This window comes from Pedobacter sp. (assembly GCF_035566355.1).
In the GTDB taxonomy this organism is placed as follows: domain Bacteria; phylum Bacteroidota; class Bacteroidia; order Sphingobacteriales; family Sphingobacteriaceae; genus Pedobacter.
This window is the reverse complement of sequence record NZ_DATMRL010000276.1, coordinates 1-7,852: the sequence shown is the minus strand read 5'-3', so window position 1 is coordinate 7,852 and position 7,852 is coordinate 1. Positions and strand designations below refer to the sequence as shown.

Sequence of the window (7,852 nt, the reverse complement as noted above, 5' to 3'; positions counted from 1 at the left end):
GTATCGTCTGCAAGGGTCTTCCCAGTCCATCAAAATACTGAATATCGGCCTGTACTTTGGAAATATCTGAACTGGCAGAAATGACTGCCACATCGGAACTGAGCCCTGCCTGGTTTGGCCTATAAGTCAGAACATAGTTCTGGTCTTGGCTCGCCTGGACAGCACTTGGTACAGCGCCCGTCACAGCAAGGTTTAAGGAAAATATATTACTGCTGTTTGTGGTATTGAAGGCCTGGATCTGATAGTTCGCAACAGCCGTAACTGTTGTCGGCGTGCCTGAGATGATACCATTTGCATTGTTGAAACTTAGGCCTGCAGGCAGGTTGGGGTAAATATTGAATGCAGAGGTGGCAATTTTACGAATCATGTTATTGGCATTCTCTGCCAGGTAGAGATTACCCTGGCTATCTATAGAAATCCCGTAAGGACCGTTATAACGGACCACAGATCCGGTACCATTGACTGATCCGGCTGTTGTTGTTCCTGCAAAGCTGGTCACCACGCCGGCTGGGGTGATCTTACGGATCATGTTATTTAAATAATCCACAGCATATACATTTCCGGCAAGGTCGACAGCCACACTGTTGACATAGTTAAAACTGGCGGCTGCTCCTGTGCCATTGGCAGAACCTATAGAGCCACTACCAGCTAAGGTAGAGACCACACCGGAACTGATCTTTCTCACCATATGGTTGTAGCGGTCGGCAACATACAGTGCGCCGGTCTGATCAAATGCGATTCCCATGGGTTTATTAAAACTCGCGGAGAGCGCGGCTCCGTTAGTTGCTCCCTGTGTTCCGCTTCCGGCAAAATCGCTGACCACACCAGTTGGAGTAATTTTTCTGATCTTGTTGTTGTACGCATCGGCAACATACAGGTTTCCTGAACCGTCAAAGGTCAGTCCCATGGGGTAGTAGAAGCTCGCGGCTGTACCTGTGCCGTTGGCAGAACCTATCGAACCGTTGCCTGCAAATGTGGTCACCACGCCTGCCTGGGTAACCTTTCGGATCCTGTGGTTCTGCTGGTCGGAAACAAATACATTTCCTGAAGCGTCCACAGCCAAAGCAGATGGATGCTGGAAAATGGCGGCTGCACCGGTGCCATCCGCATAACCGGCATAACCGGCTCCGGCCAGTGTGGTCACCACCCCAGCTGGTGTAATTTTACGGATCTGGTGGTTATCTCCATCTGCGACATAAACATTCCCGGCAGCATCCACAGCTGTATTTAAAGGGTTATAAAAACTGGCAGCCGTGCCTGTTCCATTGGCTGCCCCAGCACTTCCCCCTGCTAAGGTGGAAGTGGTCTGGCCTCCTGAGGCGGCTGGACCGCCGGTTACAGATGCCGTCAAGGGTGCAATTGCTGTTCCAACCGGATAACTTTGGGGGCTGGAATAACCAATACTTATGCTTTGAGAAAACAGATGTGTTCCACTTACCAATAAAGCAGCTAATATGATTAAAGAAAGTATATGCTTTTTCATTTTTTGAGCGCTTATGGTTTATAGTGATAAGTTGTACTTTTTATAACATCGCCATTTCGATCCTTGACATTTTTTAATCGCTGAAAATCATCATACTCATAATAAATGGTTTGACCTTTTGGGTCGGTTTCTGATGTCATACCAATTAATGGGGCATAGGTATAAGTCCATACCTGAACATTGGTTATATTATTTCGAAGATTATTTAACAAGTTGCGCAGTGCCTGATCATTATTTGGTATTGATGTCGCAGCATCAATTTGCGATTGAGAAATAATAGAACTCACAGCACTGTAATTGCTGCCGACTATTTTTGCAATGGGGTATTGAGAGTTATAGCCCCAAAGGTAAACTTCCTTAGCATTATCAGTTTTTTGTTGTTCTAATAATTTTCCTGATTGACTAGAGTAATTAAACTTTAAATACTCCTTGTATCGATCATCCATTTGGAAGACCCCATTTAGGTTAGCTGCTTTGGTGAAATTAGGAGTATTAACAGGATCTTCAATCCAATATACTTTATCCTTTAATGTTGTGGTTCCATTATACTTGGTTAAATAGGAGAAGATTAATTTTTCAACGCCCTGGCGGCTAATAAAGTTCGTCTCTTCAACGGGGAGAATTCGAACATTCTTTTGCGATAAAGATCTTAAACTAGAGGAGAAATCATCATTTCCGGTAAGGGTCGAAAAATCTGCCGTATAAGAGTATTTTGTATAAATATTATTTCCCTTCGAATCTGATTTTTGGATAAGGGATGGCTTTAGATGATTAAAATTGCTATAAGTATACCTTACCGAATCCATTACAACAGAATTACCTTCAAAACAAGAATCAACTGTTTTCAAAAGCAATTTTGAATTCGTTTCAAATACCAAATCACTATAATAACATGCATGTCCCAGGTCATCTGTAGCACAAGGACCACCCACCTGTATATATCTTTTCTCGATAAAAGTACCTACATTTTTTATTTGACGATTAACAGTTCCGTAGGTGTTTATCGTATGTTTTTTTACGACATAATTCCCCCCTTTATTTTCATATTGTTTTAATTCCAACAATTGGCCCCTCTGCCATGAATTGTCGAAATATGAAAAAAAGTTTTTTTGAGTAGACCATGTATTAAAAGATGCATCTATTATTGTAGGTATATTTTTATTAACATCTAACACAAAATCATAGGTATATTCGTTCTTTCCAATATTGTTATCCTTATCCCCTAGATACTCCGTAACATATTGATAAAATACCGGTGTACCACTCGCTCCACTTAAAGGGGCTTGCGAAAAAGAATTATAGACGTAATTCGTACCGACATCTGGCTGGAGAGCTCCGCTTGGTTGAATAGAATATAACTGATTATAAGTAAAGAAGGTTTGTGGACTAAATAGGTATAATGAAGTATGCCTGCCATAACCATTTTCACTCTGTCCATATCTATAGGTTTTAGTTGTTGTATTATTACCATTAGAATCATAGTTCCGAACATCTTTAATCCTCAATCCTGGTGAAAAATCATTAAAAACCACATTAGGTTCATATTCAAATTTCGTTTTTCCACCTGTTGGGTATTTAATTTCTGTTAACATACATGCTTGCATATAATATGCATCAGTACTTCTATCCCCCACTGGTATGCCACTAAGCGACGTCGGCAACTGTAAACTATTGGGTACTAAAGATCCATTAGTATATTTTCCATTAAAATAACCAAGATAATCTTTTGCATAATTGGGTATATTGAGCACCGACATTATTCCATTAGTTTTATCATATGTTGTAAAATAATTTGGAAGTTGTAAACTATTATAGGATAAGTTATAGTCTTGTGGATTACTGCTTTTGGCATCATATATTTGTACTTTATCTAAGCGCAGCCTTGCATTATTAGGGTTAGGAGATTCTAAATCTCCTAAAAAATAAGAATGATTTAATTTTACTTCTTTAATGGTATTGCTGCTCAGTATATCAACTACCTTTACACCTGTGTACCTTATTTTTCTACGGTCTTGCCTATCTCTTGCAATACCGAATTCGACCCTGATATTATTTGCCAATATAGCACTGAGTATGCCTGTTTGGGTCCTTGTTTGTATATATTGGGTTTCTAGAGTAGGTGGAGAGTACGACTTCCCGACATCAGTATTATTATTATAGGAAATCTGTCTGTCTGAATCATCTATTTCTTCACCTGCATCATATTGGAACATAACAGAATCAATATTATTGGCTGCAACTATTTTTGTTAAATAAAAAGCTGTAGTTGCAGAAGGGCTTGCTGAGGAAGATCTGAAATTGCTGCTAGATATACTGGAATTAGTACTTTCTCCAAACTGATAGTAATACCTGTTCCCATTCTCCGCAGTAAGCATAAAATAATATGCTCCGTTATTTCCATTGATCTTTATTAAAGGATTTTCTATCGGAAAATAGCTCTTAGTATTCAAATCATACATAAAACTTCCTCCGCCTCCGGGATAAGTATATGAAAACACATCAGATTGTATGTCATGTCCAACTGTTGGCATGCATTCTGTCCCTACAAATTCTATCATATATTGATTTCTCTGTATAGGAGTCATTGCCGATATTTCAGCACTAGTTTTATACTGACTTGTATAACCCAATCCATTCTCATCTGAAGTTCCATTTATTTGCCTTGTTATGACGCCCCCAACATTCATGGCCCACCCCAACCCAACGTTGCTTGCTACCTCACCTACTCTAATTCCTGAGGCGTGATATGACAGCTTTATAGGCACCTCCAAATCTCCCAGATGAATTGTGTAAACAGGAATATCAATATCTATCAATCCATTATACAATCTAGTTGGATATGTGCCAAATTGCCCAAGAGATGCTGCATCAGGAGATGGTGTTAGAATTTTATTTAGGGCTGGAGTTATTTGAGCATCGATATTCCGCACTACAGCAAATATCAAAACCATCAACACAATAATTGTTTTTTTCATTTCTTTTTAATCGTTTAAAATATGATCCTATCTATTTCTCGTAAATTGCAAGGATCTATAATGTTTATATTCTGTATTTAGATTGTTATCAGTTTGGTCATATGCAGACAAAGAATCCGATAAGGATTAATCAGAGGAGATATCAATATCTTTAACAGATATCGTCTGGTTATCTCTATTCCTTAAAGGACTACTAAGAGTATAGCATTTGTAGGCGAATACACTTTAACTGATATTAAAGGCATTACGATAGTTGGTTTATTTTTCATTCCAAGAACATTAATTATGAATGTCCAATTTCATAATTAATGTTCTTAGAGTGAAATTTTTTACATAAACTCACATATTTGAATGACGAAAATGACTTTTAAAAGGACAAAATAATTTAATACCTCACTAATAACTTATTGAGCAGGCTTGCACGGTAGTTAGGGCCTATTTTCAGAATAGTTTTGTCTTTAAGATAAACGCAATCATTATTGACGGAACATATTTTTCTTTCATTTACGATAAATGATTTATGTATTCTGATAAAGTGAGCTGGGAGTTTTTTTTCAAACCCTTTCATGGTTTGATAAGTTGTATATTTATTATTGTCCGTATTAATAACAATATAGTTCTGATTGGCTTCAACATACTTAATCTCTTCGTAGAGAACTTTTATAATCTTCCCTTTGGTATCACATTGAATATAGAAACAATCACTTTCTTTTGCCCATTTCTTTCTATTGATAACCCGTCCAACGGTTTTTAAGATCCTTTCAGAGGATAATGGTCTTAATAAGAAATCAAAACAACCTAATTCAAAGGCATGAAAAGCATTCTCTTTATAGGCAGAGGTTACAACAACTAAGATTTCATGGTTCAAAATATACTCCCGCAGATTTGAATCAAAATCGAGTATAAGATCAATATTTATAAATAAAACATCAGGATTGCTTGCGGATAGCAATAAACCTAAGGCGGCGAGTAGATTTATGGCATATCCGCCTAGTTTTAATCTAGAGTTTTCTCCAAGAAGGTTGGACAATAAATGTATGGATGGCTCATCGTCAATGATAAAGCAATTAATGGATTGCATATGTGAGTACTTATGTCTTAGTTATTGGCCTGAACATTTATCTTATTTTTCTTCATCGCTTTGAATCTCATTATCAAAACGCATTTATTTTTCTTCATTAAGCTGATCTTTGAGCGAGATTTTTATCTGTACGAAAAGCGATTTCCCCTATACCTGGGCTTCTTTCGCGTCTGACGTATGCCCAACATCAATCCCCGGGGCTGTTATTTGTTTGCCACTAAATATGGGTGTGTTCTGGTCAGAGTTTGCGGTTCCTGGAAAAAAGAAGAGCAGATAAGATAAGTTTTCGTTCATAACGCCTTTAGATTTGACGCTAAGTAAAACAAACTCAGTGCAGTGGGATTGCACTAAAGAAAATGTGGATAACTTTTTTTTAGATGGGTTTATTTCTTCTCATAATACTGCAACAAATCATCAGAAGGTCAACCAGCAAGCTTTCTCTTTGATGCAACTTCTCACTCAATTCTTCAATTTTCAAACTGAGTTCTTCAATTTTCAAAGTATCTTCTGATTTGAGTGCAGTAACATCATTGGAAAACATATCAACAATAGGTACTTTAAAAAGATCTGCAATTTGACGGAGCCTATTAATATTGACATCCGTTACCCCATTTCAATTTTTGAAAATGCAGGAATAGAAATTTTTTCTTTACACTAAAGAGTCCAAAAACAACCTTAAAAGAAAATCTAAACAAAAAAACCAGGAAAGATTTCCAGAACTTTTTTGTTTAGATTTTACTAAACTGTTATTACTAGTATGCTTTGTTATTTTGAGGTTTTGGTTTCTACCTCCTTTTCCGGCATCAATACTAACCGGATATAATTCTTTCCACTTAAATATTTATTGGCTATAGCTTTTAAACTCTTTGGAGTTACATTATTTATATTGTTCTCATAAGCATTCAGCTCATGCAAATCTTCTTGATTTTGAAGTTGCTCAACTAAATAACTCATCCACCACCTGTTGGTCTTCAACGATGTTTCCCGGGTGCGCTGATCCTCAACCTTATATTTATCAATATTTACCTGTAACGGTCCAGATGTTTTTAGTTTGTTTATCTCATCCAGTACCGAGGTAATCAGCCTTTCTACATTCTGAGGGCCACAGCCAAACGAAATGGTAAAACCATAACGTGAATTCGGATATTTGCTCACGTCTTCACTTACATTGGTACCATATACACCGCTTTCGTCCTCACGTAAGCGTTCAGTAAGCCTGATCTGCAGCACTTCTTTTAAGGCCTCCAGTTGAATTTCTTCAGCAGCACTGTAATCAAAGGCTCCAGAGAAAATAAGACTAACCCTTGCTTTAGGTTCAGTACCTTTATAAACTGTTTTCTCAATTTTACCGTTTGGCAGCTGTATTCCCAGATCTTTACTGGTTTCCCCTTTATGAGTTGCGGGCAACCCACCTAAATACTTCTCTAGCAAAGGCTTAATTGCATTAATTTCAAAATCACCCATAAAAACAAAAGTAAAATTAGATGCATCAGAAAAACGTTCCTTATAGATCTCAAATGCACGCTTCAGATTAACCTGCTCTAGCTTAGTGATCGATGAGCCACTGCGTCGGATATTGCCCTGGTATAAAACGGCATTAACAGTATCAGCGAAAACACTGTTTGGATCGTTCTTGCGGTTAGCCAGACCAGCTTTATTGCGGCTGATAAAGCTATCGAACACGGCTTTATCCATACGTGGTTCGGTGAAACGTGCATAGGTCAATTGCAGCATCGTTTCCACGTCATTCGTAGCCGATCCACCACTAACAAGCTCATGGCGTTCAGAAAGGGCAATGCCAACACTCGCCTGTTTGCCGCTGAGATATTTTTCCAGTTCCGCTGCACTGTAATTGCCAATGCCTGCTGCCGCTATAACCGTAGCTGCATAATAGGCAGATGGATAATCTGCATTGCTGTATAACGAACTACCACCGGGTGCAAATCCATTGAACAAAACCTGGTTGTTCTCAAAATCTGTTGGCTTTAGAACCACTTTAACCCCATTGCTTAGGGTCAGTGTAGTGGTGTGAAGAATCTCATCCTTTTCCTCTTTAATGATTTTACCTGCCACAGGTTCATGTAAAAGGAAAGGCAGTTTACTTGTTTCATCTTTGTATGGTTGCAAGGATTCTGCTTCTACCTGTGCAAGCCAATTTTCTACAGCTCTTTGATTGGGCAAATTCGCCTTTTCTGTTTCAGGAGCCATAATCAAAATATCCCGATCTACTTTTTTGACATATGCTTTGCAAACTGCGTTCAGGTCGGCTACGGTAATGCCTGCCAAATCAGTTTGCGTTAATCGATATTCTTC

General features: G+C 38.3%; 6 protein-coding genes. All 6 read right to left on the bottom strand.

What is annotated here, in order from left to right; genetic code table 11:
* Window positions 1–1,483, bottom strand: a 1,483-nt coding sequence (locus tag VNZ46_RS10965) for a putative Ig domain-containing protein (protein WP_325560201.1), incomplete at its 3' end; no start/stop codon positions are given.
* 11 nt (window positions 1,484–1,494) lie between these two features.
* Window positions 1,495–4,458, bottom strand: a complete 2,964-nt coding sequence (locus VNZ46_RS10960) for a hypothetical protein (protein WP_325560200.1) — start codon at window positions 4,456–4,458, stop codon at window positions 1,495–1,497.
* A 385-nt stretch (window positions 4,459–4,843) separates the two neighbouring features.
* Window positions 4,844–5,539 (bottom strand): LytTR family DNA-binding domain-containing protein, encoded by a 696-nt coding sequence (locus VNZ46_RS10955; protein WP_325560199.1) that lies wholly within the window; start codon window positions 5,537–5,539, stop codon window positions 4,844–4,846.
* A gap of 147 nt (window positions 5,540–5,686) precedes the next feature.
* Window positions 5,687–5,833, bottom strand: a complete 147-nt coding sequence (locus VNZ46_RS10950) for a hypothetical protein (RefSeq protein ID WP_316834920.1) — start codon at window positions 5,831–5,833, stop codon at window positions 5,687–5,689.
* A gap of 79 nt (window positions 5,834–5,912) precedes the next feature.
* Entirely contained in the window at window positions 5,913–6,080 is a 168-nt protein-coding gene (locus VNZ46_RS10945) for a hypothetical protein (RefSeq protein WP_316834919.1), read from the bottom strand.
* 224 nt (window positions 6,081–6,304) lie between these two features.
* The coding region (locus VNZ46_RS10940) for an insulinase family protein (RefSeq protein ID WP_325560198.1) at window positions 6,305–7,852 on the bottom strand (1,548 nt) is incomplete at its 5' end.